31 protein-coding genes, 1 pseudogene and 1 CRISPR repeat array are annotated in these 24,922 nt (G+C 53.1%); of the genes and pseudogenes, 17 read left to right on the forward strand and 15 right to left on the reverse strand.

Annotated elements, in window-relative coordinates; genetic code table 11:
* Window positions 1–32 precede the first annotated feature (32 nt).
* The gene (locus ACSYSY_RS01255; protein WP_491707529.1) at window positions 33–206 is read left to right on the forward strand and encodes a hypothetical protein; all 174 of its coding nucleotides are present in this window, start codon (window positions 33–35) and stop codon (window positions 204–206) included.
* Window positions 207–298: 92 nt separating this feature from the next.
* On the opposite strand, the gene ACSYSY_RS01260 is transcribed toward ACSYSY_RS01255, so the two are convergent.
* Together ACSYSY_RS01260 and ACSYSY_RS01265 are read right to left on the reverse strand one after the other, a co-directional pair.
* Complete coding sequence (locus ACSYSY_RS01260) at window positions 299–1,777, reverse strand: hypothetical protein (RefSeq protein ID WP_491707530.1); 1,479 nt, start codon at window positions 1,775–1,777, stop codon at window positions 299–301.
* Entirely contained in the window at window positions 1,774–4,479 is a 2,706-nt protein-coding gene (locus tag ACSYSY_RS01265; protein WP_491707531.1) for a VPA1262 family N-terminal domain-containing protein, read from the reverse strand. The genes ACSYSY_RS01260 and ACSYSY_RS01265 overlap by 4 nt, the downstream gene beginning before the upstream one ends.
* A 489-nt stretch (window positions 4,480–4,968) precedes the next feature.
* Here ACSYSY_RS01265 and ACSYSY_RS01270 point away from each other — a divergent pair, with 489 nt between their 5' ends.
* Together ACSYSY_RS01270 and ACSYSY_RS01275 are read left to right on the forward strand one after the other, a co-directional pair.
* The gene (locus tag ACSYSY_RS01270; RefSeq protein WP_491707532.1) at window positions 4,969–5,583 is read left to right on the forward strand and encodes a hypothetical protein; all 615 of its coding nucleotides are present in this window, start codon (window positions 4,969–4,971) and stop codon (window positions 5,581–5,583) included.
* Window positions 5,580–6,152, forward strand: a complete 573-nt coding sequence (locus tag ACSYSY_RS01275) for a hypothetical protein (protein WP_491707533.1) — start codon at window positions 5,580–5,582, stop codon at window positions 6,150–6,152. The genes ACSYSY_RS01270 and ACSYSY_RS01275 overlap by 4 nt, the downstream gene beginning before the upstream one ends.
* 38 nt (window positions 6,153–6,190) lie before the next feature.
* Here ACSYSY_RS01275 and ACSYSY_RS01280 read toward each other — a convergent pair whose 3' ends face one another.
* Window positions 6,191–6,562: a hypothetical protein gene (locus tag ACSYSY_RS01280; protein WP_491707534.1), complete on the reverse strand. Its 372-nt coding sequence runs from the start codon at window positions 6,560–6,562 to the stop codon at window positions 6,191–6,193.
* Here ACSYSY_RS01280 and ACSYSY_RS01285 point away from each other — a divergent pair.
* From ACSYSY_RS01285 to ACSYSY_RS01340, 12 genes are all read left to right on the forward strand, one after another.
* Complete coding sequence (locus ACSYSY_RS01285; RefSeq protein WP_491707535.1) at window positions 6,561–6,848, forward strand: hypothetical protein; 288 nt, start codon at window positions 6,561–6,563, stop codon at window positions 6,846–6,848. The genes ACSYSY_RS01280 and ACSYSY_RS01285 overlap by 2 nt on opposite strands.
* Before the next feature lie 101 nt (window positions 6,849–6,949).
* Window positions 6,950–7,609: a hypothetical protein gene (locus ACSYSY_RS01290; RefSeq protein ID WP_491707536.1), complete on the forward strand. Its 660-nt coding sequence runs from the start codon at window positions 6,950–6,952 to the stop codon at window positions 7,607–7,609.
* A 101-nt stretch (window positions 7,610–7,710) separates the two neighbouring features.
* Window positions 7,711–8,334 carry a hypothetical protein gene (locus tag ACSYSY_RS01295; protein ID WP_491707537.1) on the forward strand — a complete coding sequence of 208 codons (624 nt, stop codon included), beginning with the start codon at window positions 7,711–7,713 and terminating at the stop codon, window positions 8,332–8,334.
* Window positions 8,331–8,951, forward strand: coding sequence for a hypothetical protein (locus ACSYSY_RS01300; RefSeq protein WP_491707538.1), 621 nt, complete (start codon window positions 8,331–8,333; stop codon window positions 8,949–8,951). Before ACSYSY_RS01295 ends, ACSYSY_RS01300 begins: the two co-directional genes overlap by 4 nt.
* Entirely contained in the window at window positions 8,948–9,562 is a 615-nt protein-coding gene (locus tag ACSYSY_RS01305; protein WP_491707539.1) for a hypothetical protein, read from the forward strand. Before ACSYSY_RS01300 ends, ACSYSY_RS01305 begins: the two co-directional genes overlap by 4 nt.
* Window positions 9,562–10,176: a hypothetical protein gene (locus tag ACSYSY_RS01310; RefSeq protein WP_491707540.1), complete on the forward strand. Its 615-nt coding sequence runs from the start codon at window positions 9,562–9,564 to the stop codon at window positions 10,174–10,176. Before ACSYSY_RS01305 ends, ACSYSY_RS01310 begins: the two co-directional genes overlap by 1 nt.
* 163 nt (window positions 10,177–10,339) lie before the next feature.
* Window positions 10,340–11,032 (forward strand): hypothetical protein, encoded by a 693-nt coding sequence (locus tag ACSYSY_RS01315; RefSeq protein ID WP_491707541.1) that lies wholly within the window; start codon window positions 10,340–10,342, stop codon window positions 11,030–11,032.
* Window positions 11,033–11,071: 39 nt separating this feature from the next.
* Entirely contained in the window at window positions 11,072–11,308 is a 237-nt protein-coding gene (locus ACSYSY_RS01320) for a hypothetical protein (protein ID WP_491707542.1), read from the forward strand.
* Window positions 11,309–11,521: 213 nt separating this feature from the next.
* A complete protein-coding gene (locus ACSYSY_RS01325; protein WP_491707543.1) occupies window positions 11,522–12,274 on the forward strand; it encodes a hypothetical protein in 753 nt (250 codons plus the stop codon).
* 39 nt (window positions 12,275–12,313) lie between these two features.
* Window positions 12,314–12,946 carry a hypothetical protein gene (locus ACSYSY_RS01330; RefSeq protein WP_491707544.1) on the forward strand — a complete coding sequence of 211 codons (633 nt, stop codon included), beginning with the start codon at window positions 12,314–12,316 and terminating at the stop codon, window positions 12,944–12,946.
* Window positions 12,947–12,948: 2 nt separating this feature from the next.
* Entirely contained in the window at window positions 12,949–13,533 is a 585-nt protein-coding gene (locus tag ACSYSY_RS01335) for a hypothetical protein (RefSeq protein WP_491707545.1), read from the forward strand.
* Window positions 13,523–14,161: a hypothetical protein gene (locus tag ACSYSY_RS01340; RefSeq protein WP_491707546.1), complete on the forward strand. Its 639-nt coding sequence runs from the start codon at window positions 13,523–13,525 to the stop codon at window positions 14,159–14,161. Before ACSYSY_RS01335 ends, ACSYSY_RS01340 begins: the two co-directional genes overlap by 11 nt.
* Window positions 14,162–14,620: 459 nt before the next feature.
* On the opposite strand, the pseudogene ACSYSY_RS01345 reads toward ACSYSY_RS01340, so the two are convergent.
* The 12 genes and pseudogenes from ACSYSY_RS01345 to ACSYSY_RS01400 all read right to left on the reverse strand — a co-directional run bounded on the left by ACSYSY_RS01345 (window position 14,621) and on the right by ACSYSY_RS01400 (window position 23,602).
* Window positions 14,621–14,869 (reverse strand): annotated as a pseudogene (locus ACSYSY_RS01345) (type II toxin-antitoxin system RelE/ParE family toxin).
* Between the two features lie 16 nt (window positions 14,870–14,885).
* Window positions 14,886–15,059: a hypothetical protein gene (locus tag ACSYSY_RS01350; protein ID WP_491707547.1), complete on the reverse strand. Its 174-nt coding sequence runs from the start codon at window positions 15,057–15,059 to the stop codon at window positions 14,886–14,888.
* Window positions 15,060–15,206: 147 nt separating this feature from the next.
* Window positions 15,207–17,431: a CRISPR direct-repeat array (repeat unit 29 nt; unit sequence CGGTTCATCCCCGCGTGTGCGGGGAACAC).
* A gap of 148 nt (window positions 17,432–17,579) precedes the next feature.
* Window positions 17,580–18,866, reverse strand: coding sequence for a DUF935 domain-containing protein (locus ACSYSY_RS01355; RefSeq protein ID WP_491707548.1), 1,287 nt, complete (start codon window positions 18,864–18,866; stop codon window positions 17,580–17,582).
* Window positions 18,867–18,894: 28 nt separating this feature from the next.
* Complete coding sequence (locus ACSYSY_RS01360; RefSeq protein WP_491707549.1) at window positions 18,895–19,140, reverse strand: hypothetical protein; 246 nt, start codon at window positions 19,138–19,140, stop codon at window positions 18,895–18,897.
* Window positions 19,127–19,381 carry a hypothetical protein gene (locus ACSYSY_RS01365; RefSeq protein WP_491707550.1) on the reverse strand — a complete coding sequence of 85 codons (255 nt, stop codon included), beginning with the start codon at window positions 19,379–19,381 and terminating at the stop codon, window positions 19,127–19,129. Before ACSYSY_RS01365 ends, ACSYSY_RS01360 begins: the two co-directional genes overlap by 14 nt.
* 13 nt (window positions 19,382–19,394) lie before the next feature.
* Window positions 19,395–20,963 carry a hypothetical protein gene (locus tag ACSYSY_RS01370; RefSeq protein WP_491707551.1) on the reverse strand — a complete coding sequence of 523 codons (1,569 nt, stop codon included), beginning with the start codon at window positions 20,961–20,963 and terminating at the stop codon, window positions 19,395–19,397.
* Entirely contained in the window at window positions 20,960–21,394 is a 435-nt protein-coding gene (locus ACSYSY_RS01375) for a hypothetical protein (RefSeq protein ID WP_491707552.1), read from the reverse strand. Before ACSYSY_RS01375 ends, ACSYSY_RS01370 begins: the two co-directional genes overlap by 4 nt.
* Before the next feature lie 64 nt (window positions 21,395–21,458).
* Window positions 21,459–21,818 carry a hypothetical protein gene (locus tag ACSYSY_RS01380; protein ID WP_491707553.1) on the reverse strand — a complete coding sequence of 120 codons (360 nt, stop codon included), beginning with the start codon at window positions 21,816–21,818 and terminating at the stop codon, window positions 21,459–21,461.
* Window positions 21,790–21,927: a hypothetical protein gene (locus ACSYSY_RS01385; protein WP_491707554.1), complete on the reverse strand. Its 138-nt coding sequence runs from the start codon at window positions 21,925–21,927 to the stop codon at window positions 21,790–21,792. Before ACSYSY_RS01385 ends, ACSYSY_RS01380 begins: the two co-directional genes overlap by 29 nt.
* 58 nt (window positions 21,928–21,985) lie before the next feature.
* A complete protein-coding gene (locus ACSYSY_RS01390) occupies window positions 21,986–22,348 on the reverse strand; it encodes a hypothetical protein (RefSeq protein WP_491707555.1) in 363 nt (120 codons plus the stop codon).
* Window positions 22,349–22,427: 79 nt separating this feature from the next.
* Window positions 22,428–23,129, reverse strand: a complete 702-nt coding sequence (locus ACSYSY_RS01395; RefSeq protein ID WP_491707556.1) for a glycosyl hydrolase 108 family protein — start codon at window positions 23,127–23,129, stop codon at window positions 22,428–22,430.
* A 68-nt stretch (window positions 23,130–23,197) separates the two neighbouring features.
* The gene (locus ACSYSY_RS01400; protein WP_491707557.1) at window positions 23,198–23,602 is read right to left on the reverse strand and encodes a hypothetical protein; all 405 of its coding nucleotides are present in this window, start codon (window positions 23,600–23,602) and stop codon (window positions 23,198–23,200) included.
* Between the two features lie 343 nt (window positions 23,603–23,945).
* On the opposite strand from ACSYSY_RS01400, the gene ACSYSY_RS01405 reads away from it, so the two are divergent.
* Both ACSYSY_RS01405 and ACSYSY_RS01410 read left to right on the forward strand, forming a co-directional pair.
* On the forward strand, window positions 23,946–24,479 hold the full coding sequence (locus ACSYSY_RS01405; protein WP_491707558.1) for a Panacea domain-containing protein: 534 nt from the start codon (window positions 23,946–23,948) through the stop codon (window positions 24,477–24,479).
* Between the two features lie 14 nt (window positions 24,480–24,493).
* A complete protein-coding gene (locus tag ACSYSY_RS01410; RefSeq protein WP_491707559.1) occupies window positions 24,494–24,898 on the forward strand; it encodes a hypothetical protein in 405 nt (134 codons plus the stop codon).
* The last annotated feature ends 24 nt before the right edge of the window (window positions 24,899–24,922 follow it).

Consider the following 24,922-nt stretch of genomic DNA (forward strand, 5'->3'; position numbering starts at 1 on the left):
ATGGAGGATCTATTCCGGCCTTTGCAGCATTTGTGATTTTGCTTCAGGGCTTTGGCTCTGTCTGGCATTTGGGCATTTTCCATTTATCCGACACACCTTTTTCCATTCTGATCGGCAGCACCGCTGTCAGCCTGGTTGCTATCGTGCTGAGAGGGTTGTTCGTTGCCGGGAAGCACGAAAAGAAGCCTGAGAAATCTTCGAAATAAGGCGTTACGGCGTGATCTACCACTGGCGGATACTGCTTCAAAGCGGCCTGGGGCGAGGGGGAGAACATGGCCTAATCGTTTCAGGGCGTTCATTAAAAAGACCCTGTATCGTTAAACTTCAGGGCGTAATAGGGGTCGGTTTCCGGATCATAGGCTGGGTAAGGCTCTTCCATAAGCCAGTCCTGATCTGTGCCACGAATATTATATGCATGAAGAAAAGGCTGCATATGCGACAGAAGGCGCCATTTTTCTCTCTGATATTCCTCATGATAAAAATACCAGTTGTCTGATAATCTATTCAGCTTGTCGTAATATTCGACTAGGTGCTCTTTACATTCTTGGTCATTACACGATTCAAGAAGATAGCCGATAATTGCAAAGTCCAATATAGAAAACGTAATCCTGCAAGGCACGTATTTTGTTGAAGCTCTGTGAAAGTCCCATTCCATCCAGCGTTTAAAAGCTGCTTTCCATAATATGTTCCGTTTTGCAAGCGAAGCGTTTTGTCTGAAACTTTTCAGGCAGGATGTAACACTCTTTCTATCTTGATTATATGAGTAAAGGATAAAGTGTGGAGTAGAGTTGTTTATATGTAGGCCGAAACTATCAATATAGGCGCCAATCGCCTCTGGTGTCATTTCCGCAAGGGCCGCTCCCAATGGTTCCTGCAATTTCGGAAAATCGTTAGGTTGGCTGTTAAAAACTTTCATCCATGCCTGCCAGAGGTCAGGTATTTCGCTGATCTGAATGAGGAGCTCTGTGAGGGGTTCCGTGAGAAGCTTTGGCGCTGGGAGATTCTGCGCTAAAGCTTCTTTCGTCTTTTTATAAATATTTTTGTAAATAACGGCGAATTTCAGATGAAGGCTTTCAGTTCCAAGCGCCAGTCTAAAGGCTTCATCATCATCCAAGTATTCAATAAGACATCGTGCTGAAATTGTTTGTTTGATATTATGTGTCGCATCAATAAGCGCATCAAAATTGAAATAGGCCAGCATATGTGCATACCAACCAGGCCAGCCATCAGTTTGAAGTCCATTCAGATGATTGTAGAGGGGCAGCAGTTCATACCAGTTATTGGCTCTGTCGGCAGCTGCGAACTGCGCTATTATATCATAAGATGACCCTGATGCTTTTATCTCATATTTTGACTCTATGGATGAAATTTCATCAGCCAGGGTTTCAAGTAATTCATTATTTATTTTAATCTCTTCTGGCATTTGAGGCCAGAAATGATCGTCCCGATCCATTGCATTGGCCAGCTTAAGCATGAAATTCAGTGTTATTTTAGAGTCAGGACTGCCCTTTCGCCAGGAAATCAGGCCCTGTATCAGCCAGGCAAGGGTATTCGCCCATTTCTGAGAGACGCACTCTTCTGATGAAACGGGCACATTGTCCTTAATATCGCAAAGGAAATAAAATTCAGTTAAGAATGGTTCCCAAAGTTTTGAATTGCCCTCCGGGAGTTGCGAGCAGCGCTCGCGGACGCGCTCAAATGATGTGGGAGGAGGGACTGGCAGTATTATCGCACGTGCCTCCTCAAAGGCTCTGTTTAAATGCTCATTCCACGTCATGATGGGGACTTCCAGATAAGGGTTTTCTCGCTGGTTTCTTCGTCACGTGTCAGCTCATTCCATAATTTTTCGAAGGCATCTTTGATACTCTGTCCGTCTGGACATTCCAGTATGATATGGTGTTTCTTACCGACAGTATTGACTGATGTGCCAAGTGACCATGCTCGTGCACCATGTCCTTGATTTGGAAAAATCAGGAACCTGTCATGGAAGTCAGAACCAATAGTGTCGATTTTGGCTCTATATTCCAGATTAAGGAAAGAAGTATTTCCTTTATATGTATTAAGTTTTTCCCGTAGTTTGTCTATTTTCCCTTTTATAGCCTCTCCCTTTTTATCCTTATCTGAGATCTTTCGAGCGATTGCCAGAGCCCGGAGTTCAACGCCTGGATGCCGGCAATAAAAAAGTGTTTCGAGAATGTCTTGAGCACTAAGGTAAGGGTCCCATAACCAGGCACCCTCTGTCCCATATCTATTGATGAGATAGCGAATATCTTTGAGAGCCTTGAGGTGCAGGTTCCATAACCAGAAGCCATTTGAGGTATTTTTTTTAAGGTAACGAGAGAACTCATTAAGGACCTGGAGATCGGTATCCTGTAACCAGGGAGCATTCTGTTTTCTGACCTGGTCGCAGATATCCTGAAGGTCTATCAGGTCACGATCGTCTAACCATATGCTTCTTTGTTCGTTGAATCGGTTTGAGAGGTCATTGAGAACATTAAGTTGTAAGCTTTGTTGCTGATTCGTCTGAGACTTTTTGACTTCGTGCTCAAGGGCTTCAAGTTTTTTGAACTGGTCCTCGCTCAAACATGACTTTCGGTCTTTCTTTTTATTAAAGTAGCCATATAAACGATGTATTAATATTTGGTAAGATTTATCTAATTTAACTAGTGAGTCTTTTTTCTGTATCTTAAGATAATCGTATAACTCTTTAAGTATATTAATTATATTTTCATCTAATTTTAGGCGTGAACATTCATTTTTGCTAATCTCTTCATAAATTTCTACCAGAACGTCAAGGAACTGAGGTTTTAAGCCGATATCTTTCTGGTCTTTCTTATTTTTCTCTAAAATGTCGCAAAGAAATTTGAGCTGTTCGATATATTTTTCTTTTATTAACGGTTTTTCCAGATTGATGTCACGGATCACATCGTGGATCGCTTTGAATTTACGTTGATTTTCTTCCTCTAGGAGAGTGATTTTATTTTCCTGTATCGAGCGGCAAAGTTCTTGAAGGCCGCTTATCTCTTCATCGGATAACGTCATGAGACGCTCGTCCTGAGTAACGATACGATTATGAATAGATTTAAGTTTTTGAAACTGGTCGTCTGATAACAAAGTGCCTGCTTTATTATGTTTTATAATAAGGGAACATAGATCCTTGAGTGACGTGATTTGGAGGTCATCCTTATCACTATCGAGACCATAATATTGTTTAATACGGACCTCTTTTTTTAAAATTGCCAGTTCTTCTTTGTAAATCCTTTTTTCCGCCCAATATTCATTTTTCGCACGATTGTTTTTAGCAACATAGTTCCTAAAATCAGCAATAGCGTCATCATAAAGAGGGAATTCCTGAGCCATTTCTATGGGCTTTTTGTCATGGTCTTCTCTTTGTATAATAAATTTCCGATCTGCATCTTCAGGCTTGTCCCTTTTGTCCAGAAAGGAAGAACGCTGGAAAAGATAGGTTTCCATTTCTATTATACTAGTTTTTCCCTGGTCATCTTTTTCCTTTTGAATAAAACGACGTGGCCCCTCTCCTTCACAGCGATGGTCTTGAGACGTGTCTGGTTCTGCCAAATCCGGCACCTGCGTAGCGGCCAGGATCCTTCCTTTATCATCGTAAATTATGCAACGCGGGCCGTTACCGTTGGCGAGAGTGTGCCTGTTCTGTCTTATTGGTAGAATAGTTTCTCCTGGTTGAATGGTTCGTGAGGCAAATCCTGAAATAGCGCCGTCATAGCTGATGTCACATTGTGCCTGCAGAGTACGCGGTTCTGCCCGAGGGTGCCATGCGAGCTGGATGCTATAATGTTGTGCGGTGACATCATAGTGAAAAGTGGTCCAAATGACCGTTACCGGAAACTGGATGATGATGTTTCCCAGCCTGTCAGAAAGTGCTGCAATGCGAATTGGGATGATCTTTGAGATCTCGGTAGAGAGTTCCTGCAAAAGGGACGGGGTCTCGAAAAAGAAGGCCATGTCCTTTTTCTCGGGATCCGCCAGCTCGATGATGTGCGAGCCGTTCCAGAAATTGTTTTTCAAGACAAGATTAAGGGAAGCGTCTCCTTTATTATGGAAACCAGGAATTTTTTGGTCCGCCGGAACGAAGGTTCCCAGGATCGGGGTAAGGGGACCGCTTTTCAGGGAGGTCCCGCTTGCGTTCCATGTGAGGTGATCACCATAATCCTTAATGGCCTTACCGATCGTATCGACTGATTGGGTGGAACGCTGGATAACGAACTGCCAATCAGGGAGTCCTTCCAGTGTGATAGGGGGAAGCAGACGTTTGGCAGTGTTTCCGTCCTCTGTGTCCTCTTCTTTCGCAACAAGGATGGAGAACACATTGAAAGGAGGCTTGTCTTTCTGGAAAGCGAAGATCTCGACAACGTCGAAGCTTTTGTAAAACCCGATGACGCCATCTTTTGCCAGCTTGTTAAATGACGCTGAGCATTCGTCCCAAATCGTCTTACCCGCCATATATGATTGTCCGCTTCTTTTACGACAGTGAGGAAATCAGTCCCAGAGATGATGCCCACGCTCTCACACTTCCACGTCTCTAAAAGTTACGCAAGCGATTTACTTTTTGTAAACCATTCGAAACGGAGCGTTTTATTGTGACACACCATTCCCTCTCTTTCTCACGAAAATGTGTCTGTCAGGGATCGGGGTGGTTTTCTGTTCTGCCGCGTTCCTGAAAGGGGTGGGGCGCGTGTGGTCTGAGGCCTCCCTGTAATCCCTATCACATCACTTTAAATAACTGTTTTCACTAAATATCTTCCAGAGTGCTGTTGCGCAATAACGCGCCTTTATATCTCATTAATGAAGGGTTAAAGGTGACGTAATTGGCGTTTATATCGTAATAGATATGTCCCTATATTTCATAAATACTGTCCTTTCATTATGATTGCCGATCACATAAGGTCGCGTTTGTCCTTAATGGGGGTCTGACAGAGGGAGAACGCAAGGATGGAGGTGCTTGATATCGGGGCGGCTTTCCGCGCGGCCTGCTGGTCGTCGCTGGCGGTCATGGTTCTGCTGTCCCCTTTCATTATTCCGGCGCTCAGAAACAGGCGCGAGGGGAAAGAGGCGTTGCAGTTTGTTGACCCATTTCTGATTGCGCGCACTGTGCTGCTCTGGAGTTTTTCAGGGGGATGCCTGTTCGTGCTTTTTACGATCCTGAGCACGATCCTGTCAGCTGGGTACGTCGTGCTCTCGTTCCAGACATGGACCTCCTTTGTGCTCATCGCCTCACTTGATCTGCTTCCTTTCTCCATGGCGCTTTTTCTGCTGGGCAGCATGATGGTGTCGGGGCTGGTTTTCCTGAGGGGGCGGCACTCTTCCACCGTGATCAGAAGGGCCCTTATCGGCGTTTCTGCCGTCGCTTTTTTCATACCTTGTGATTATTTATCAGTCCGTGTCTTTTTCCCTGGTAACCCGCTTGCCAGGCTCATTCCTGACGTTCTGCTTTTCTACTCGGCTCTGCCTTCCATGCAGCTCTGGCGCCGGCATCTGTACCAGCGCTTCCCCCCTTTAGAAGAGGGTGGGTCTGAAGAAGCTGGGTCCAAAGAGGGTGGCACATGACCCTTCAGCTCTTTCTGGCACTGATGGTCGCTGATCTGTTGCCTTTGTTCTTTGCCGGGTTGTGCTCAGCGTTCTGCGCAGCCAACCCCGACAGAAAGAGCGCCCCACCTGACAGCCTGACGCGCTATGTTTACAAGCGCGATATCATTCTCTGTTATCTCGTCTGGGTGTCGTGCCTGTTTCTGGCTCTGTGTGTCACACAACCGCTTTTCCTGGTGTTTCTGCCTTGTTACCTGATGATCGTGCTGCTTCTGGCATTTCCATTCATTACGGGATTCATCGCCTTGAGCTCGTTCCCGTCGGCTTGCCTGACGGGCATGAAAGAATGTCGCCCCCTTGTCGTGACACTCATGCTTCTGCCCGTCCCGATCATCTGCTTTCTGATCCCGCTTTTTATCGTCCTGCTGTCTCTTGCCCGCCAATCACCATGGGGATGGAACGAGGGGGAAAGTGATCTTTTAACGAGTGTTATCCCAGCCCTGCTGTTCTGGTGCGGGGCGGTCTGGTGGAATGCCCATTGTGACAGGCGCAGGAGCCAGAGAGGACGACAGGGAGGCGCATCTTTATGAAATCTTTTTATCGCGGAGGAAACGATGGCTCATAATTATTATAATATTATGGATCCGTTCAGGGTCACCATAATGAGGGACTGGCTGCTGTTTTTTATGGTTATAGCGGTTTTAACCCTCCTTATTGTGAGGATTAAAAACCATATCAGGGGTAAAGCGGGGCTAAGCTTCACCATGCCCCCGGCGCTGAAATTTGTAAATCTGTCCCTGATCGCCCGCTGCATCCTGATCTGGGCCGGGATAACAGATGTTGTGATCCTGATTAAGGCGTTTGTTTCTGGCAGTAAGTTCTTGCCTTCCTCTCCGCTTCCCTTTTTTCTAACGATTCTTATGGTTATTCTTATAATTTTTGGCATCATAGCTCTGTTGAGCATCCTGTCGCTCTCGATCTTTCTGCCTGTCACATCCATGATCTCAGTGCTGCTGACCCGGGCGAAGGTGCGCTCTGCCACGCTGATCATGTTAGCTCTTCTGCCGGTCCCCTTCATCGCTTTTATCGGACCCTATCATTATATGCTTCGTGACTCTCACAACGTACTGGCTTCGAGGACCGGGATTGATATCGGCCTTGGCATCATGGCAATCCCATCCGTCCTTTTCTGGGCCATAGGGATAAGACGGGGCGCTTACCGGACCACAGAATCCGGGCGCCTCCCTCCTTCGGAAGAGAGTGGACCAGAAGAGGGCAGCACATGACCCGAACGTTTCTTCAGGAACAAAGCACTCTGCCCGCCTTGAGGGACGCAGAATGGCAGAGCGGCGTGGCTTTATGAGATCTTTCGATCGCGGAGGGAACGATGGCTCATAATCATGATGCTCTCCATGATTTCAGGTCCGTCCTATTGGTGGTCTGGGCGCTGTTCTTTATGGTTATAGCGGTTTTAACCCTCTTTATTGTGAGGATTAAAAACTATCTCAGGGGCGAAGAGGGGCTGAGCTTCACCATGCCCCCGGCGCTGAAATATGTAAATCTGTCCCTGATCGTCCGCTGCACCCTGATCTGGGTCGTGATCATGGGCGTTGTGGTCGCCCTGATGTGCCTGCATGCTTCTGGCGGTAAGGTGTTTCCTGGCCCCCCGATTTCCCCTTTTATATTCATTATTGGGATTTTTGGCGTCATAGCCCTGTCGATCACCCTGTTCCTCTCGATTTTTCTGCCTCTCACCATCATGGTCTCGCTGCTGCTGACCCGGGCGAAGGTGCGCTCGGTCACGCTGATCATGTCAGCCCTTCTGCCGGTCCCCTTCATCGCATTTATCGGGCCTATTGCTTATCTGGGTCACGGCTCTCACAAGGAAGTGGGGCTGAAGATCATGTTCGATCTCTGTTTGTGCGTCTTTGTGATTCCGTCCGCTATTTTCTGGGCCAGGGGGATAAGACGCGGCATTTACCGAACCGGCGAACCCGGGCGCCTTCCTCCTTCGGAAGAGGGCGGCCCAGAAGAGGGCAGCACATGACCCGGACGTTTCTTCAGAAACAAAGCACTCTGCCCGCCTTGAGGAACGCAGGATGGCAGAGCGGGGCGTCTTTATGAGATCTTTTGATCGCGGAGGGAACCATGGCTCATAGTCATGATGATCTGTATCTGTCCAGGTTCACCATATTGGGGGGCTGGGTGCTGCTCTTTATGGTTATAGCGGTTGTAACCCTCCTGATTGTGAGGATTAGAAACTATCTCAGGGGCGAAGAGGGGCTGAGCGTCACCATGCCCCCGGTGCTGAAATTTGTAAATCTGCCCCTGATTGTCCGCTGCACCCTGATCTGGGCGGGGATCATAGGCGTCCTGTTCCTGGTTGTCACTATGGGTCTGGCGCTGATCGCCTTTCCCGTGTTGATCATGGTGATCATTGCCATGTCCATCCTGCCCTTCTCACTCTTCCTGATCGGCACATCCATGGTCTCGGTGCTGCTATCCTGGGCGAAAGTGCGCTCTGCCACGCTGATCATGTCGGCCCTTCTGCCGGTCCCCTTCATCGCTTTCATCGGACCTTATGATTATCTGTGTCATGATCCTCACGACGGACTGGGGTCGAGGATCGGGATTGATATCGGCCTGGGCCTCCTGGCGATCCCTTCCGCTATTTTCTGGGCCATGGAGATTTGGCAGGACGCGTACTGGACCACAGAATCCGGGCGCCTTCCTCCTTCCGAAGAGAGTGGGGCGGAAGAGGATGGGAAATGAGCCGTGCCGTGTTTAACGCTCTGATAGGCAATATAGTTACGGTGGTTCTGGCGTGTTTGCTCGTCCTGCCGCCTTTGCTTTGCGCTATGAAGATTGTGAGACGTTCAGAGGTCAAAGCGATCACCCGCTTTTCAGACCGGAATCCTCTGATGCGTTATGTTTATGGTCCTTGTGCCGCCGGTTGTTGCTGTCTCTGGGGTGTCTATTGTTTCATCGCCCTGTCTGTTTCCAATATTCTCTTTTTGATCGTGTTCCCTCTTAGCATTATTGCGATCATGAGTTTTGCCTCTCTGTTGATCGCGCCGTTTCTCGTCCTGAATTGCGCATTATCAGCCCTGCTTACGTGGATGAAACTGCGCTCGCCCTTTTTGATTATCCTCGTCCTTCTTACGGTGCCGATCATCAGTTTCCTGGTTCCTGTGTTCTGCCTCTTTCTGTCTCCCCATATTTTTTTCCATATTTTTTCTCATATTTTTTCTGGGCAGACATGGCGTGAGCAGGACATCCTCCTTTTATCGAGCGTTATGCCGCCTACGCTCTTCTGGGGCTGGGCCGTCTGGCAAAAGCTCTGTCTTCGGCGTCTTTATGACGGGTTCATGCAAAGGGGAGAGAGATGATCCATAAAGGCCATATTTTACTGTACAAGCTCACCTCGATTTCAGAAATACTGTTGCTCTGTGTGATTGTGCTGGTTTCTATACGGATCATTGTGATGGTTAAAAATCATATCAGGGGCAAACCGCTTCGAACCTTCACGATGCCTTCAGCGCTGAAATTTGTTCAGATTCCTCTCATAATCCGCTGCAGCGTGATCTGGGCCGTTCTGTTGGGCATTCTGTTGGGCATTCTGTTTATAGTCTGTAACAGTAAGTTACTGATGACAAAGCCGCTGACGCTCGTTATAGGGAGCTTTGGGATGGCTGCCCTGTTGTGCGGCCTGTCTGCCATGATCTTTCTGGCCCTCAATTGCGTGGTCTCAGCCCTGCTGTGCTGGAGGGGGGTGCGCTCTGCGTCCCTTATTCTGCTCGTTCTCCTGCCCATTCCCTTCATCGCCTTTATCGGGCCATGCTCTTATCTGTTCCATAATCTCTATGAGAGAAGGGGGGTAAGGATCGTGATGGATCTGTTTTTTTTCCTCCTGGCGCTTCCCGGCGTTATCGATTGGGGCATAAAAATGCGCAGGCAGCTCCGCCTCAATCGTCCTGATGACATGACCCGAAAAGAGTGATGACCCACCACGTTCCCCCTCTCAGTGTCATGATCCTGGCGGGGTGCCTGCAGCTCGTAATGATGATGCTGATTATCGGCTTTATCATTGTGAGTGTGAAAAACGCTCTCAAAGGTGCGTCCCCCCTGAGCTTCCCACCTTTGGGGGGCACATCTCTGAGGGGCACGGGCAGCAAGGTGCTGAAATTCGTTTATTTCCCCCTGATCATTCGCTGCACCCTGATCTGGGTTGGTTTATGGGGTGTCCTTTTTCTGTGTTTTCTTCGCGGTAAGGTGCTGATTGTACTTCCTTTTTTTGTCATTCTTGGGCTGATCATAAGCTGGTTGTCCATCGCGATCTTTCTGCTGCTCAACAGCGCCGTGTCCGTGTTGCTGTCTTTAACAGGGGTGCGCTCTCCCATAGGGGTGACGCTGGCTCTTCTGCCACTTCCCATGATCGCCTTTATCGCACCCTATGATTACCTGTTTCACAATTTCCGTTTAGGACTGGGTGAAAAGGGCATGGAAAATCTGGGTCTGTGCGTGGTTGGACTGCCTGCCGTCTTTTACTGGGGCTGGGGCGTCTGGAAAAAGCTCCGCCTCGAGGCCACCTTTCAGAGACATCATGATGCGTAACAGACCGTTCAATTATTTAAGAAATAATTAATAAGATCATAATAAAGACTTAATTTCAGTCTAAACGCCGCACTCACTTATTTTGATATGAAAACTTCATAGTCGGCGACCATCACGTACGGTCACGTTACTTTGAGCTCTTATGTTTATAGAAGGATATAAGATGTATTACGACCCAGCCACTCAGACGATTCTGGTCACTATGTCTGTGGAAGGGACCTGGTTACTGGGTCTTGTGCTTTTTCTTGTTGTTTATGTCAGTTGGAGAGGCGCTCTTCAAACGAATGCGGGCCTGTTTGCGAAAGCGCCTATCAGGGCTTTGTGGCGGTCCCGCTGGTTGAGATATGTCTATCCTGGCGCTAATGCCAGATGTGTTCTTATCTGGGCATCTCTCTTTACGTTTATGTCCCTTTTCTGCCATTACGACCTTCAGCTGTTTTCAGGAGACCTCGCTTTTCTCACCTTCCCGATTTTTTGCGCCGTCCCGCTCATGCTGGTCATGCTGCCCATTAACAGTGTGATGTCCTATCTGGTGTCCCTTATGAAATCGCACTCCATCGCACTCAGGACGCTGCTGCTGACGCTGGTGCCGGTGATCGTCCTGCTGGGGATGGATTTAGCGTTCATCGGGCCTTTTGCCCTGAAAGTGATGAAAGCGCGCTATGGTGAAAACGCTCCCCTCTCTCTGGCGTTGCTGTCTTTTATCAGCGCTCTTTTTCCCATCATTCAGTGGGGCCTGATCATGAGAGACTCTCTCAAAAGGGAAGATTTGTCCCAGCCAAAACCAGAAGCCCTGCCGCCAGCCGCGCCACACATCACGCCAGAAATCACGCCTGAAAGTGAGGGCGCTGAGTAGGCCCTTTCACTAATCGCTCCTGTTACAGAAAGGAAGAAAATGCCCTCAAAGGTGCGCGCCCCTGAGCTTCACATCGCTGAGTTTCACACCTTTGGGCGGCACTGGCAGCAGGGTGCTGAAATTCGTTTATTTTCCCCTGATCATAAGCTGGTTGTCCATCGCGATCTTTTTGCTGCTCAACAGCGCCGTGTCCGTGCTGCCGTCTTTTACTGGGGCTGGGGCGTCTGGCAAAAGCTCCGCCTCGAGGCCACCTTTCAGCGACATCATGATGCGTAACAGACAGTCAAATCATTTAAAAAATAATGAATAAGATCATAATAAAGACTTAATTTCATCCTAAATGCCGCACTCTATAGCTCCAACAGGGGTGCTTCATTGTCGGTGACCTGCCTGGATGGCCTCATTTGTTATGAATGTGGTGTCACATGACTGAGAAGGGCGCATCACGTTGAGCTGTTTTATTGATTCATATTTATAAACAGGATGAACATGCACACACATTTATATCACTATGTTCTATTGCTGAAAGGTCTGGGTCATTTGGCTAGTCTGCCGATTTTTGTGATCTTGCTCCTTGGATATTTCAGCCGGAAAAGCGCTCTTGAGACGAATGTGGGCATGTTTGCCAATGACTCAATGCGGGCCATGTGGCGGTCCCCCTGGCTGAGATATGTCTATCCTGGCTCTATTTTTATGTGTACGAGCCTTTGGGCCATTCTGTTCCTCTTCGTCTTGTTTCTCTGCAACCATAATCTTGATCTGATTTCAGGGGGCATCATTTTTCTGACCTTCCCGCTCGTCTATGTCCGGATGGCCCTGCTCGTCTTCCTGGTCGTCAATATCGGGGTGTCGTGGCTGTTATGTTTTATGAAGCCGCGCTCTGCTGCGGTCGGGATGGCGCTGCTCCTGGCGGTCCCGGTGATCGCCCTGCTGGGGACGGATTTTGTGGCCATCAGGCCGATCGTTGAGGGATTGGCGCGTGGGCTCGGCGGCCATCCCGGCTATCATAGTAAGGCCACCATCACCCTGACGGGCCCTATTTGCAGCGCCCTTATTCCCATCATTATATGGGGCTGGAATATCGTGGACCATTTCAGAAAGGGCGATTTGTTTCAGCCAGAGCCGGAAGTTGTGCCCGAAATTGTGCCCGCAGGCGGACCGCGCGCCCTAACGCAAGCCGCGCCAGAAGCTCTGCCACAAATCGCGCCACACATCACGCCTGAAAGTGAGGGCGCTGAGTAGGCCTTTTCACTGATCGCTCCTGTTACAGAAAGGAAGAAAATGACCTTAGATCCGGGAGGCCCGCTATTCTGGGTGGCTGTTTTGGGGCGCAGGCTCTATATGCCCGCTTTTGTGCTCCTTATCATGGGCGCTTTCAGCCGGCGCGCCGCGCTTGAAACGAACGCGGGCCTGTTTGCGACGCCGACCATGAAGGCTCTGTGGCGGTCCCCCTGGCTGAAATACGTCTATCCCGGCTCTATCGCCGCCTGTGTGGTGCTCTGGGTTGTTCTTTTCATGTCTGCCGCCTCTCTCTGCAATCATAATCTTGATGTGTTTTCAGAAAGGCTCATTTTTTACTTCCCGCTTTTCTGCACAATGCCGGCCCTGATACTGTTTCTGGCCGCCAATGCCGGGATGTCGTGGCTGCTGTCTCATTTACAGCCAGCGTCCCTGAGGGTCCGGACAGGGCTGCTGGCGTGCGTGCCGGTCATCACCTTTCTGGTGATGGATTGCGCCGTTATCGGGCCGATCTCGACGAAAATCCTTCAAGGCACCTATGGGAGAGCCGCTTTCCTGTCTCTGACAGGCCCCTTTTGCAGCGCGCTTATCCCCATCATTCTGTGGGGGCTGAGCGTGGGCTGCCATCTCCGAACGGACGCTTCTCCCCCTACCGTTGAAAGTGAGGGAATATGACCATGATGCAGTCCTTCCTGCATGATCCTTTTGCACGACAATTGATTTTATGGAATCTGGGAACATCGCTTGTGATCGGGCTAGCCCTGTCATGGCTCTATACAAGGCGGTGGTTCGGGAAATCAGACCGGCCTGAAGGGGCGTTCTGGCAGGCGCCGGGCCTGCGTTACGTCATGCCGCGCACGATTTTCCAGTGTGGAACCCTCTGGGTCATTCTTTACGTCTTTTCCATGGTCGTCGGCACGAAAGGCATGACGCTGGATAGCCTTGAGATAAGCTGTGGGAGCTGGGTGTTCCTTTTGCTCAATCAGGTCATCATCATGTTCTTTTCAGTCTCGGCCGTACTCTCAGTGCTGCTTTCAGCATTGCGCGTGCGCTCAAGGGTGATGATTGGCGGCATTCTTTTTCTGGTGCCGGTCATCGTCCTCTGGGTACCGCGCCTAGGTGAGGTGTACACAGCGTTGCACAATCCGCACGCCTCATGGCTGCTCCTCTCCCTCACATTGGTCGCTGCGATCCCCCCTTTCATATGGTGGGGTCTGCGCGTCCGCCCTTTTGTCAGAAAGGGGGTTTGTCATGTTGGGTAAGCTTCCCATTTTCGCTTTTGCCGTTTTCCGTGACAGGCTCAGCCATACGAGGCTGCCGCCTTTTGGGATGACACTGTCCTTTTCGGTCCTGGTTCTCCTCGCAGCGCTGATTTTCTACCTGTTTTCAGCAAGTGAGCGGTCAGCCGGGCTGCGGGCGCGCCTTCAGGGCGTGTCCTTCCTGCGTTACGTCCATCCACAGGCCGTGCTTCAGAGCTGCGCGCTCTGGGCGGTCCTGTTCTACGCTTTTGACAGTGATGGCGCCTATATCAGAGGCATTCTGGACCCGGTCGATTTTCTCATCGGCGGGGTGTCCTATTTCGCTGTGACCACCATGCTCTATGGCGTGATGCTCGGTCAGTTCATCGCGCTGTTTCTGGCCGCCAATATCGTGATCTCAGCCCTGCTGGTCGTGACAAGGCTGCACGCCCGCCCAGTGCTTTTCATAGCGCTGCTTCTGGTCCCGCTTCTCTCATTTATGGGGATGTACGCCCTTTATTTCCCGCCAAATGCAGTCCTCTTTTCCCTCTCTTCGGTCGGCATGGTGCCTGTCTTTATCTTCTGGATGAACCGCGTCTGGAACATAAAGCGCCAGGAGGGAACACCCGCCGGAGAGAACGGGGATGCCTGACAGAGCAGAAATTTATAGGCCTGAAAAGCGGAAATCCGCGAGGACTCTTCAAGGAAAACCTTATCAGAGCTGTCGCGGATTCCTGGAATTTGAGAACCTTGATAACGTTCTCGACTTGTGTTTTTGTAGCGTAATTATAAAAGGACAGTCAATTGCGGGGAATACACCAGTTTCGGCGCATGGCTCAAAGAACAGAACGGTTCATCCCCACCTGTGCGAGGAACAGTCCCGCTCTGCGCTCGTCCTGGTCTGTAGGTTCGGTTCATCCCCACCTGTGCGAGGAACACTCTTCTTGGAAGCTATCGTTATGCCTGATGAAAAAACCTGTCAAGAAATCCACCGGAATGTCTGCCTATAAAACCGGCAAGGAAGATGGGGGAGCGCTCTTCCTGCTTGGCTCCTTCCCTTAGGGGGCAGAGAGCTCTGCGGCGCTGGTCTCCATAGAAAAATATTTGTGAATTATAGACGATCCTGTGACATGTGCCAGATGCGCAGAACGCGCACGATCTTGGCGGTTTCATCAATTTCGTATAGCAGGATATAGGGTATGGCGACGACCCACTCCCGGGTGCCGTCCTCACCTTAGCGCCCGATGTTGGGGGGCGTAGCGAGGTCCGTGGTGGCGTCGATCAGCCGGAGCAAAATCCGCTTGGCCGCGTGAGGATTACGAGGAAGCAGATCATCAATAATGGCGGCCCGATCTGTCAGGGCTTCATCGGATCATTCAACCTGCACGCCGTTCCTCGCGTGGCAGAACGTCGATGGCTGCCTGAATGCGTGTCCGATCGGCTTTAAGGATCTTCAGCACGTCTTCGGCCGGGACAGCAGGTTTGGCGCTGTTCCGGGCCTTGAGGATGGCGGCCCTCTTAGCCGCCAGTTCGTCGGACAAGTCGGTCACGACGCACCCCTTCAAGAAGTTCAAGCTGCACGGGAGGCCGGATTTCCACAGCCTTTATCTTTAATATCCGGCTCATGAGGGACGAAAATTCCAACCCTGATATGTTGGATATCATTTAAAATAGGATCAGCAAGGATTGATTTATATAGCTTCATCCTCGCATGTGCGAGGAACACTGATGGATACCCGATCCCGTTTATTGAAAACACGGTTCATCCCCGCGGTTGCGGGGAACACACAACATTGCCGGTTGCATAGTTGCGCCCCACCGGTTCATCCCCGCGCGTGCGGGGAACACTGCCGCCTCTTTGTGTCTATATTCAGACAATATGGTTCATCCCCGCATGTGCGAGGAACACTCGATACAGCTGGAAATCGGTGCACAGGACCGCGGTTCATCCCCGCGTGTGCGGGGAACACAGTCGCGCGTCAAGCCACTCCTGTGAACCCTGCGGTTCATCCCCGCGTGTGCGGGGAACACCAATTTTTACGCTCACTATGCGCCGCGCCCCTCGGTTCATCCCCGCGTGTGCGGGGAACACAAGCAAATGAATAAGGAAGAACTGTTTGATTACGGTTCATCCCCGCGTGTGCGGGGAACACCAATTCTTGGTTTGTTAAAAATTCAACCACTGCGGTTCATCCCCGCGTGTGCGGGGAACACTTCTTGCCGCCTGCCAACATATCGAGCTGCATCGGTTCATCCCCGCGTGTGCGGGGAACACGCAGAGCCAGCGCGGGCCAGTTTGAGCAGTGTCGGTTCATCCCCGCGTGTGCGGGGAACACCGAAATTCTGGGGCCTGTAATGGATTCGCTTGCGGTTCATCCCCGCGTGTGCGGGGAACACCGCGCTGTCGTTTCTCATGGATACGTGTAACACGGTTCATCCCCGCGTGTGCGGGGAACACGGGAACGAAATCCAGAGATAAGACTGATCGCCCGGTTCATCCCCGCGTGTGCGGGGAAAACTAATTAGGCGGATTGGTAAAGTTACCGTCAGGCGGTTCATCCCCGCGTGTGCGGGGAACACTGAGCTATACCGGGCGTCATTTTACATTGGCACGGTTCATCCCCGCGTGTGCGGGGAACACTCCCAGTACGGTGCCATCCATTCAAATGCCGGCGGTTCATCCCCGCGTGTGCGGGGAACACAGCGCATTTAGTGTAACGCGTCCCTTTTCACCCGGTTCATCCCCGCGTGTGCGGGGAACACTACAGCCCGGACGGCGTGATAGGTGAGCACGGCGGTTCATCCCCGCGTGTGCGGGGAACACTTCATGATTAACCGACTGCACTGACCATGTGCCGGTTCATCCCCGCGTGTGCGGGGAACACTTGCATGACGCGCACATGTTTCTCTGGACCTGCGGTTCATCCCCGCGTGTGCGGGGAACACTTTCAGGCCGTCAAATAAACCAGTGGCAAAAGCGGTTCATCCCCGCGTGTGCGGGGAACACAAGCCGGGTCCCTCAATTGCGATTCGCCGTAGCGGTTCATCCCCGCGTGTGCGGGGAACACCGTGCCATGTTTTTACTGGGCCAGTAGAATTTCGGTTCATCCCCGCGTGTGCGGGGAACACGTGTCGGCTGATATTGATATTGAATTGCGAATCGGTTCATCCCCGCGTGTGCGGGGAACACAAGAATTTGATAACGATCTCCCATTGTAGCGACGGTTCATCCCCGCGTGTGCGGGGAACACGTCCGCATCATGTCATCGCACTCATTGATAGTCGGTTCATCCCCGCGTGTGCGGGGAACACCCTATTGGCCCAGTAAAAACATGGCACGCGTTCGGTTCATCCCCGCGTGTGCGGGGAACACAATGAGAACGTTATTGGCAATCTCAGACGTTGCGGTTCATCCCCGCGTGTGCGGGGAACACAAGCCTGTAAAGAGCAGGGGATAGACAGCAATCGGTTCATCCCCGCGTGTGCGGGGAACACAAAGGGTCCTACTCCCTGAGAAACCGCCTGAACGGTTCATCCCCGCGTGTGCGGGGAACACGTATTGGAGATATTATCTGGCAGCGGTAGGGGCGGTTCATCCCCGCGTGTGCGGGGAACACTATAGAGCTGACACACAGGGACGGCCAAACTACGGTTCATCCCCGCGTGTGCGGGGAACACCGTAACGTTTGTAGGGCTCCTCACTAAAGAAGCGGTTCATCCCCGCGTGTGCGGGGAACACTAGCATCATGTCCATCATGCAATAATGGACTACGGTTCATCCCCGCGTGTGCGGGGAACACAACACCAGTAGTGAACCTAAGTCTGAAATACTCGGTTCATCCCCGCGTGTGCGGGGAACACTGACAGAACCCCACGGCTTAAGCTTGTCCATGCGGTTCATCCCCGCGTGTGCGGGGAACACTCTTGTTGGAAGCTATTGTTATTCCTGCTGAAAAAGCCTGTCAAGAAATCTACCGATATTTCTGCCTATAAAACAGGCAGGTCAAATGAGGGGGATTGTGCCTCTTTCAGGCCCCTTCTTACGCCCTCACGCACCGCTCAATCACCCCTCACTTACCCCCACCCACGACTTCCTCTCCCTCCGTTGGCGGTGTCAGGTTCAGGCGGGTATAGAGCTCTGTGGCGCGGGTTTTGAAGCCCTGGGGGCCGAGTTTCTGCACGGCGTCGACCAGGACCTCGACCGGCACTTCATCGGGCCGGCCGATGGAGAGGGTGGGGTAGTGGCCGGATGGTGGGGCGCCGAAGCTGTAATCAATCATGGGCCGGATGATCTGGCTGTTCAGGGTTGCCGCCAGAAGGGCGGCGTCCGAGCGTTCAATATCCTCCTGCACCAGCCGGTGCACACTTGCTGAGGCGTAGCTTCCCTGAGGGGCGTCTGTTGTGCCGGTCTGGCCCAGAACGGCCTTGGAGGTCTGTTCATCGAGCCATTTGATCCGCCGCTCATGGGTGTCACTGGAGCCGGGGCCGCCTTTGGGCTCGATAAATTCCAGCTCCATGGAGGTGGGGATCAGACAGCCGAGCGAGCCCGCCACGTCCGACACCGCACGCCAGAGGGTCTGGCGGTCTTCCTTCGTGCTGGCGGGGTCGAATTTCCCCACCCGGATGGGAATGCCGAATGACTGCACAAACACCCCCCAATCACGGTTTGAAAAGAGTTTGAACAGGCTGTTAAACACGATTGAACGCGTCAGCCCCGCCCGGATGGTCAGGCCCGACCATGAAGGGTGCCGGTGCACCAGGGCGCGAACAGGGTCGAGCGCGCGCATCCCGTCTTCAGCCACGGCCCCGGCGATGGCGGGGGTGGCGGTGCTTTTTTCATCACGCAGCCAGATCGTCTCCCCATCCTGCCAGGAGATTTCAAACCAGCGCTGGGGGCGGTAGATCAGGCGCTCCGGGTAGTAATTGCCGGCCTCACAGTGCCAGATCATTTCATGAACGGAAAAGCCCTTGGCAATCGCGTCCAATATGTCAAAACTCGCCCGCTGAATGAGGCCACGATCAAGCCAGTCCTGCACAAAGCGCGCCTGCTGCGCCTCAAGTGCCGTCCCGCCTGCCGCCCTGACCGTGAAAGGCAGCTGCATGACCGAGCGCTTGCGCGTGCCCAGCACCCCGAGATAATGCAGGTCGCGCTCTTCAATCACTTCACAGAGCGCCTGCCAGTCACTCGAACTGCCATGAGACGCCGCATGGAGGAGCGCGCCCACATCAGCAGGGTTGAGCCCCAATGTGGCAATGGGGTCCGCCAGGGCAGGGCGCGCCCCGAGCAGCGAGGCCCCCATAATTTCCTGTGGGGTTTCCTGTAGGGTTTCGTGAGAAGTGGAAGGCGTGGTGGTCATGTCATGTCCTTTCGGCAAAGAGTGGGGGTCAGGAATGGGGGCAGAGGGCGCGCAAGGCGGCACGCTGCTTTCCATAATCGCGGAGGAAGCGGTACGTCTGTTCCTGAGGCAGAGCCGCCTGCCGCCCGGCCTGCAATTCAGCCAGCAGGGCTTTTTGATCCTGCGCACTGTAAGAGACGACCGCCGGACACAGCGCCACACGCTCCGGCGCCTGACAGCCACTGAGACAAACGCTTGGGAAGAGAAGGAGGAGCCACCGGCTAGAACGTGCCATGATTCAAAGCCTCCTCCAGGGCGTTATTGGTTGGGCAGGCATTGGCGGCGGCGTTGTCAGCCTGCTGGGTGAGGGTCAGGGTCTGGCGGCTCTGCTCAAGGGCCTTGCCGGTGTCTTTGCTCAGCGTGCTCATTTTACCCGCCCGCCATGAGAGCCACGCCAGTCCGGCCAGCCCCAGAAGCAGGAGCAGCAGGAGGAGAGCAGCCTGTTCGTTCTCGGTGTCTTTTACAAGGTCAGTCATAAAATCCCTTTCATCACATCATCATTTCGTTCTGCCACCTGCTTTGCCCCCCGCTCTTCCAGGGTGCGGTGGACCGGGTGCGGTCGCGCTCTTCCTCATCGCGTGCGGTAAAACCGGAGGGCGCGGCGTGTGCCGGGCGGGAGAGCGGAACGGGGATATAGTCATAGGACCGCGTTTCAGACCGGCTGGCGGCATAGGCCAGAGCCAGCGCCATGGCGGCATCCCCGTGGCGGGGGCCGGTCGTGCCCTGCCGCCGCTGGTCGGGGATGCGCGCGACACCCTGCACAAGGGTGAGGGTGCGGAGATCGTCGATAATGTCGCGGTCGCAGGGCAGGGTGATGCGCCCATCCTCAAAGGCGGCCTTGAGGGCGGGCATGGTGGTGCGGTACCAGCCTTCACTCAGCATCACGGCCTCAATGCGCGGGCCATATTTCTGGATGGTGACTTCCGCGAGGTAATGGCCGTTTCCCCGCCCGTCCATCGCACCGGCGCGCAGGCGGGGCAGGCGGTCCAGCACAAAATGGAGGATCTGCTTCTGCTGCTCAAAAGGCACATTGCGCAGCTCCACCACCAGAGCGGTGCGGCGGGTCATGTCAGCCTCCAGAGCCAGCACCCAGAGGACGGTCAGATCCCCCGATCGGCCGAAATCCACCCCGAAGAGATGCGGCGTTGCGGCCTCCATCTTCCCCAGCGGGGCGGTGAGTTCGGTGCGGAGGAAATGGGCCGTCTCGGCAAGGCGCACCTGCTCGGAAAGCAGCACGAACCCGTCCTCACACCCCCAGCGAATGACGGGAATGTCCGGCGTGCACCGTGCCTCGATCAGGCCGGGAGGGAGCCACGCCCCGCCCGTGGTGGCGGGAATGCAGAAGAGCTCTTCATCGGCATCCGTGCCGTATGTGGCGATGAGTTCCTCCCGCCAGAGGCGCTGGGCGCGGGCGCTCCAGGGGCGGTTCTGCCGGGCGCAGATCCGGCGGTAAAGCCCGTCAGACAGGGCGTCATCAAGGGTGAGGCGCAGCACATGGCCCGGCCTGCGGGCTGAGCGCACGTCATTGACCAGCCTGTTAAAGGGGTTCTGCTCGCCATTATGGGTGCTGATGACTAGCACCTTCCCGCCCCACATGAGCAGCGCCATGGCCGCCTTGAGCAGCTCTTCCAGCGCGTCATGAAAGGCGGCCTCGTCAATAATGACCAGACCCTGCATCCCGCGCAGGGCGCGCGGGCGGGAGGGCAAAGCGAGGATCTTGTGGCCGGAGGCAAAATCAATGCGGAAGATTTTGACGTCCTTTTCCTCGCGGTCCGGGTCTTTCCAGAAACTCTCTTTCACCTTATGGGCCACAGTCTGCATGATCCGGGCGTGATCGGCACAGTAATCGATGAATTCCCGCGCCATTTCGAGATTATAGCCGAGATAGAACACATCCATCCCGCCATGTTGCGGCCCGGCCGCGGCGGTCAGATCCGCGATGAAAGAGGCCGCCCAGCTCACCCCCGTGCGGCGGGATTTCTCAATAATCGTGACCGGATGGTCCCGCACCGAGCGCATCAGTTCCGTCTGATAGGGCAGAAAAAGCGGGTTGCTCATGAGGACACCCCGAAAGCGGCCCTCATGATCTGCTCGATCGTCTCAGCCGAAAGGCCCCGATTGCGGGTAGTGGAATGCGTAGTGGGGTGGGCGGGTTTGCCGGGCGGGAACTCCTCATCCTCGTCAGCGCCCTCATCGGACCGTTCGTCAGAGGCCTGTTCGGTCATCAGCTTGCGGATGCGCGCGAGCGTGAGCAGGGTGGTCGCCAGAATGGAGAGTTCCCGCGGGTTTTTCCGCACGGAAAGCGCGCCCGCCTCGCTTTCGGGGGACAGAAAGAGCTCAAGCAGGGCGTTGTGAAAGAGCGTGAGGAGCTGTTTCTGCTGCTGCTCGATGGAGGCGCCATGACCGGTCTCAAGGCGACCGGTCTCAAGGCTGGAAAGGGCGGCCAGCAGATCCTCAGCGCTGTAACCGGCCTTGAGCAGGCGGGTCACACTCTGCCGCAGAAGCGGGGGCAGGCGGAGCGTTCTGGAGGGGGCTGCTGAGGTGCGGGGCATGTCAGAGGGGCTTTCCTGAAGGGAGGCAGGAAAGGGACTGGGGGGAGAGCCAGCTCTTCAACCCCTCGGCGGTCAGCTGCACCACCAGAAGGGAGCGGCCCTGCCTGAGGCGATAGGAGATCAGGCGCAGCCAGCCCTTGCGCTCCAGCACGTCAAGAGCGTGGCGGAGCTCCGCCTTGCCGAGGGGGAGGCCGAATTCATGAAAGCAGAGCAGCAGCACGTCTTCATTAAGGCTGCGGGCGGGGACGCCTGCCAGAAAGGCCAGAATGTTCCAGAAGGGCTCTTTGCGCTGGCCGGTGGGCTGATTGGGAAGGGAGGACATGGGGAGGGGCTCACCAGTAAGGGGGCTGCTGGTCGTCATGAGTGAGCAGCAGGATGATGACCAGAGACAGAATGAGAACCGCCATGACCCAGAGCAGCAGGGACGAGAAATCGAGGTCCGGCATGGCGGGGCTCCTGAGGGGTGTCATGAGGGGAGGATTTCCCCCCGGGGAAAGGAAAAAGCCGGGGGGAAAAGGGGAACCGGTGTTATGGGGCCGGTTTTGTGGTTGTGGAGGACGCACTGTTATCAGGCGGGACGAAAGCGGCGGCCAGATCGTGAATGGCGGCCTTGATGTGCGTTTCCACAATATCGGCATCGGGGAGATCAACCCCGGCCACCTTGAGCAGTTTGCAGGCTTCGTTAATGGCTTCCTGCACCAGAGGGTGGTTGCTTTCATAGCTGCGATAGACGGCCAGAAGGTGATCGGCGCCGCCGTCAATTTTCGTCAGGGCGGAGCGGATGGCGGTTTTGGCCGCGTCATAATATTTCGATAACGTGCCCTCAAGAGTGGGCTCCAGGGCTGTGTTGATCGCCGGGATAAGTGTCTCCAGCCAGTCCAGAATTTTCATAATGCCTCACAATGCGCCTGCGTCCTGCGCGTTCTGATATCGCCCCCTGCCGCGCCCGGTGGGGGAAAGGGGGGACGGGTCAGCTTGCCGGGGGTTGTTCAAGACGTGAGCTGCGGCAGAGTTCGAGTGCGGCCTGAGCGCGCTGTTGCACCCGGGCGAGCCATCCGCGGCCAAAAATGCTGAAATGGCGTTTCCGGCGGTAATCCACCGCCTGCATGGAGGCGAGGGCGCAGCACCAGAGGGAGGGGCGCCATTTCAGGCAATTCAGCTTTGCGCGCATATCGCTATTGAGGCTGCCGGTCTCGTCGATCATCATTTCCTTTTGCAGCAGCAGCGTCATATCGTGATTGAGATAGGGCGTCAGCGTCACAACCGTGGCGTGGGACACGGCGGTGAGCGTATCGGTGCCGATCACGCCGTCCGTTCGCACCCCGGCGAGCTGCTGGAGCAGTCTGGCGGAGTTTCCCACCCCGCTATTAAAGCCGTGATCAAAGACCAGCAGGTCCAGCCCCGGGGGGAGATCGTCACAGGACAGAGGGTCCCAGAACTGCTCAGCTGCGACGTTGCGGAAGTCACCCTCGGTAAGGAGCCGCATTTTCTGTGCGGTCAGCTGAGGCACGTCGCGGGCGATGAGCGGGGCGGAGAGGCCGTATTTCGAGCCGACAAGATGGCCCGAGCCAATAGACCCGCCCGTCCAGTTACCGGGGTCTGAGCGGAGGCACTGATAGCCCCCTTCACAATGAAGGGTAAAAGCGAGGGAGGGTTCAAGGCTCTGTTTCATAAAGCGAGCCTAGAAGAGCCATGCTGGCAGAATCAGGGGGTAGAACCACCCCCCCTGATAGTATGGTGTCAGAAGAGGCGGAGCTGTCCGGCTGGTTGTCTGGCGTCCGGCTCGGCAGGCTGGGTGGGTCTGAGCTGCTCGCGCACATTATGGAGCGTGTGCTTGACGTAGCTGCGCCCCACGCCCACGCGGGCAATGATCTCGTTATTGGAAAATCCGAGCAGGGCCAGCCGCCTGATGCGCCATGATTTGAGCATGGGCACCTGCCATTGCTCCCCGCCATAACGCTCCGCCAGGCAATGAGCCAGCGCACTCCCCCAGGTTTGCGCGAGGTGGGACTGCTCAATACGCAGCCGGGGCACCCAGATCTTCTGCCCCGCCATGGCCTCTATAAAGCGGAAGGTCAGCTCTTCCCCCACACACTCCGCCATCCACCCCACCTCAACCGGCACCGGAATTATCAACACGTCCATCCCCATTTTTTCTTGATGTATTGGGAGTTACGTTACCAGAATATGGAGCACGTTATAAGTATTAATCACAGTCTCATAAAATATTGATGGACGTTATTTATTGTATTGATGGTTCAGGATGGTGTATCATTTATTATGTCTGGATGATTTTATGAGATTTTTAATGACTTTTATGGTTTTTTCTGTTATAAGGTGTGATTATTTAAGGTTATAGAGCGTTCTTTGGAACGTTTCTTTCTATTCAACTTACATCAAGCTGTTAAAATTTTTCGCAAAATTATATCGAACATTTTTGAATTATGATAAATTTGATTCCAGCTTAACCAGAGGGAAGCTATAAACAGTGTCTTCAAGCCCTGAATCTCACGAAAGTTCTGCTCCATTGCCAGATCATACATTGGATCATGTGTTGGATCATCGTCCTTTAAGTGCGAAAACAGTTGCCAATTATTTTCTCAGATTGGCTGGTGAGGAGAATAGCGCGCTTGACCCGATGCAGTTACTGAAGCTTGTCTATCTGGCTCATGGGTGGATGCTGGGATATCATCACCAGAAACTTATCAGGGAACCTGTGGAAGCCTGGCAATATGGTCCGGTTGTGGCGGATTTATACGACTCTATTCGCCATTATAAGGGAAGAGAGATTACCGAGACAATTCCCGCACCCATTGAAGCGATTTCTGATGAGGCGGCTGCTATTATAAACAGGACGTATCAAACCTATAAAGGTAAAAGAGGCGTCTATTTAAGCGCCTTGACGCATATGCCGGGGACGCCCTGGTCTCAAATTCACGATTTACACGGGGATTGGTCTGTCATCCCGAATGAAGTTATAGAAAAATACTATTCCGATAAAATCCAAGCTGCGAAAAAGTAAATACGGGTCAGGTGATGTCTCATTCCAACATGGATCCTTTACCTGACGATACGGATGAGGACATCTCTTTCGAAGAGGCTGATAAAGAAACAGACCTGGTGAATGATGGGTACTCGAAATCCCAAATAAATAAACTGAAAAACAGGGATGATTATGAGCATGATAAAACTATAAAAGATCATGCCTGTAAAATGCAGATCTGGATTTTACATTGGTCTGTAAGGTTAGCAGGAAGTTTCTCGCTTCTTATAGTATGTGCCTGGGTGCTTAATATAATACTTCCCGATAAATGGCGCTGGCTTAATAATAATGAAGAAGGCTATTTAACGACCTGTGTGACCGCTATTCTTTCCTATCTGGTCGGGATTTTCAGCAAGGTCGGCATTTCGAGGGATTCCCATAACGATACCCATAAATAATTCCATTATTTTGCGTCTATAAAT

Source organism: Aristophania sp. ESL1100, from assembly GCF_058511235.1.